Here is a 3,166-nt window from a genome sequence, read left to right on the forward strand (position 1 = left end):
CACCACCGCCTCGCCGTCCGACGACAGCTGCACGTCCAGCTCGACGCCATACCCGCCGGCGCAGGCGGCCTGGAACGCGGCCAGCGAGTTTTCCGGCGCGCCGCCGGGCGTCCAGAGTGCCACGATGGGCGATGGGCGGATCGAACAGCAGGTCCCAGGCTTCGCCAAAGGCCGCGGGATCGGGACGGGGCGAATGATGCATCAGAACACCTCCACCACGGCGTCGACCTCGACCGCGAAGCCAAGCGGCAGCTTGTAGACCCCCACCGCCGAGCGGGCATGGCGACCGCGATCGCCGAACGCCGCGACCATCAGGTCGGAACAGCCATTGATCACCTTGGGGATCTCGATGAAGTCCGCCGCCACCTGGGCGAAGCCGCCGAGCTTGACCACCTGCTTGATGCGGTCGAGGTCGCCGTCGGTCGCGGCCTTCATCTGGGCCAGCAGGTTGATCCCGCACAGCCGCGCCGCCGCCTGGGCCGTCTCAAGGTCGACATCCGCGCCGACCGTGCCCCGAATGCCGCCCTGAGCGTCCAGCGAGACCTGGCCGGAAATGTGGATCAAGGACCCCGCCCGCACGAACGGAACATAGTTGGCAACCGGCGCCACCGGCTGCGGCAGAACGATCCCGAGACTGGCCAGACGCTGTTCAACCTGAGACATCATGCACTCCAAGACCTGAAGCCCATGCTTAGCGCGGCGCGAGGCCGGCACAAGAAAAAAGGCCCGAACCGTCACCGGTCCGGGCCCCTTGACTGGGTCTGCGAGAAGACCGCGCCGAGGCGCGGCGGGCGCGCCTTAGCGGGCGGCCTGGAACTTCTCGACGCTGGCGGTGACGCGCTCGTTGAGCGGCTTCACCGAGTCCTTGATCGAAGCCGAAACGATCTCCGACGCCTTGCTGATCTGGGCGATGTACGACTCCATGGCCGACTTGGCCCAGGCGGTCTGCAGCTCGACGGCTTCCTGAATGCTCTTGGCCGAGGCCAGGGCCTTCACGGCGGCGACCTGCTCTTCAGCGGCCTTCTTCGAATAGGCGAAGGTCTCGGCGCCCAGGGCTTCAGCACCCTTGGTGGCGGCGGTCACCGAAGCCACGACGGCTTCGAGGTTCTTCTTGGAATGGGTGTTGGCTTCAGCCAGGGCGGTCAGCGACTTTTCGACGCCGTCCTTGAAGGCTTGGTTCGAAGCGACGCTGAACTTTTCAGCGGTGTTCTTGAGGGTCTCGGTCGCGGCCATGGGGAAAGTCTCCGGACTAGATGGATGGCGGGGCTTGGAACGGAACAATCGGACAAATGACGCGTCCGAGGGTCTGCCCCAGCTTTTGGGACAACGCTGAAATGCCATGCTGCAGTGCAGCAGTCAATGGTTTTTTGTGCGGTGCACCATGACCTAGGGTCAACTTGATCCGGGTTCAGAGCGTCGCCAAGCGAAGCGTCACCGCAACGCTCACGATTTATACGTCCGCGCGGCAAAATCGCTCACCAGTTGTTTACTTTGGCGAAAGGCCGCATCGCGCATGCTAAGGTCACGCGTGTGGCGGTGCGGAACCGCTCAGTTCAAGTGACGGACGTTTTCTCCATGTTCGCCAAGGCCTTCTCCGCTGTTCGCATTTCCGCCGCCCTGGCTATGGCCGGATCGATTCTATGCGGCGTCGCGGCGCCGACCGCCGCCTTGGCTGAAATGCCCTATCTCCAGCTCAACAAGACCGAGCCGAAATATGCGGCGATCGTGATCGACGCCAATTCCGGCGAGATGCTCTACGACAAGCGCGCCGACAGCCCGCGCTATCCGGCGTCGGTGACCAAGGTCATGACGCTCTATCTCGCCTTCGAGGCGCTGAGCGAGGGCCGGCTGAAGCCGACCGACCGCGTCGTGATCTCCCCGCGCGCCGCCGCCCAGGCCCCCACCAAGCTGGGTCTGCCGGCCGGCGACAGCCTCTCGGTCGACGAAGCCATCCGCGCGATGTCGGTGAAGTCGGCCAATGACGTCGCCGTGGCCATGGCCGAGCGCCTGGGCGGCAGCGAGAGCCGCTTCGCCGCCCTGATGACCCTGCGCGGCCAGGAGCTGGGCATGCGCAACACCCGCTTCGTCAACGCCTCCGGCCTGCCCGACAGCCGCCAGATCAGCACCGCCCGCGACCTGGCCATCCTGTCGCGCGCCATCATGCGGGACTTCCCGCAGTACTACAGCTATTTCAGCCAGACCTCGTTCACCTTCCGGGGCAACACCATCCGCGGGCACAACCGCCTGCTGACCAGCATGCAGGGCTTTGACGGTCTGAAGACCGGCTACACCAACGCCTCGGGCTACAACCTCGCCGGCTCGGCCGTGCGCGATGGTCGCCGCCTGATCGCCGTGGTGCTGGGCGGGTCGTCGACGGCCTGGCGCGACAACAACATGGAAGACCTGCTGACCACAGGTTTCGACGTGCTCAAGCGGCGCTCGCGCGGCGAGCGCACCACCATCGCCGCCAACCTGTTCGAAGACGAGCCGCGCGGTCCGATCATGCGCCCCTCGTCCGAACAGGGCGACGGTGATCAGGCCGGGATGACCATCGTCCTGACCGACGATCCGCGCGCCAAGCCGGTCAAGGTCGCCCCGACCCTGAAGGCGGCCAAGGCCGCCGCCAAGCCCAAGGGCCAATGGGGCGTCCAGGTCGGCGCCTTCAAGTCCAAGGGCCTGGCCAATGAGCAACTGTCCCTGGTCCGCAGCCGCTTCGCCCGGGTGATCGCCGATGCGGAAGGGGCGGTCGAAGGCGCCGCCGGCGGGAATTTCCGCGCCCAGTTCCAGGGCCTGACCGCCGAGGCCGCTCGCGGGGCTTGCACCGCCCTCAGCGCCAAGCGCGTGCCCTGCATGGTGCTGTCGCCGCGCTAGAGCGGGATGATGATTGATTGAATCATCATTTTCTCCGCTTCCCGGCGAAGGCCGGGGCCCAGATCGAACCCCGAGCAGCGGGTGGTCTTGGCGGCGACCGAAAGCGGATCATACCCAGACTCTCAGGCTGATCCTGGGCCCCGACCTTCATCGGGCAGTCGGGCCGGGAATAGGTTTTTCTGTCCAATATCATCCCGCTCCAAAGGCCTAAGCGGCGGCGGGACCTCATCGTTCAAGACGACCTATTTGCCGCTCAGCAACCGATCGCGGGCCGCGTTGAGCTGGGCCGCCAGCC

Annotated in this window: 3 protein-coding genes and 1 pseudogene; 1 reads left to right on the forward strand and 3 read right to left on the reverse strand. The window is 66.0% G+C overall.

Annotated elements, in window-relative coordinates:
- The 3 genes and pseudogenes from CSW58_RS10575 to CSW58_RS10585 all read right to left on the reverse strand — a co-directional run.
- A pseudogene (locus tag CSW58_RS10575) lies at nt 1-202 on the reverse strand (glycerophosphodiester phosphodiesterase family protein); the annotation flags it as partial.
- A complete protein-coding gene (locus CSW58_RS10580; protein ID WP_099447260.1) occupies nt 202-663 on the reverse strand; it encodes a RidA family protein in 462 nt (153 codons plus the stop codon). The pseudogene CSW58_RS10575 and the gene CSW58_RS10580, both read right to left, overlap by 1 nt.
- Before the next feature lie 135 nt (nt 664-798).
- A complete protein-coding gene (locus tag CSW58_RS10585; RefSeq protein WP_099447258.1) occupies nt 799-1,233 on the reverse strand; it encodes a phasin family protein in 435 nt (144 codons plus the stop codon).
- Between the two features lie 342 nt (nt 1,234-1,575).
- Between CSW58_RS10585 and CSW58_RS10590 the strand changes: the two genes are divergently transcribed.
- Nucleotides 1,576-2,871: a D-alanyl-D-alanine carboxypeptidase family protein gene (locus CSW58_RS10590; protein WP_099447259.1), complete on the forward strand. Its 1,296-nt coding sequence runs from the start codon at nt 1,576-1,578 to the stop codon at nt 2,869-2,871.
- Nucleotides 2,872-3,166: the final 295 nt, after the last annotated feature.

Source organism: Caulobacter sp. B11, from assembly GCF_002737765.1.
In the GTDB taxonomy this organism is placed as follows: Bacteria; Pseudomonadota; Alphaproteobacteria; order Caulobacterales; family Caulobacteraceae; genus Caulobacter.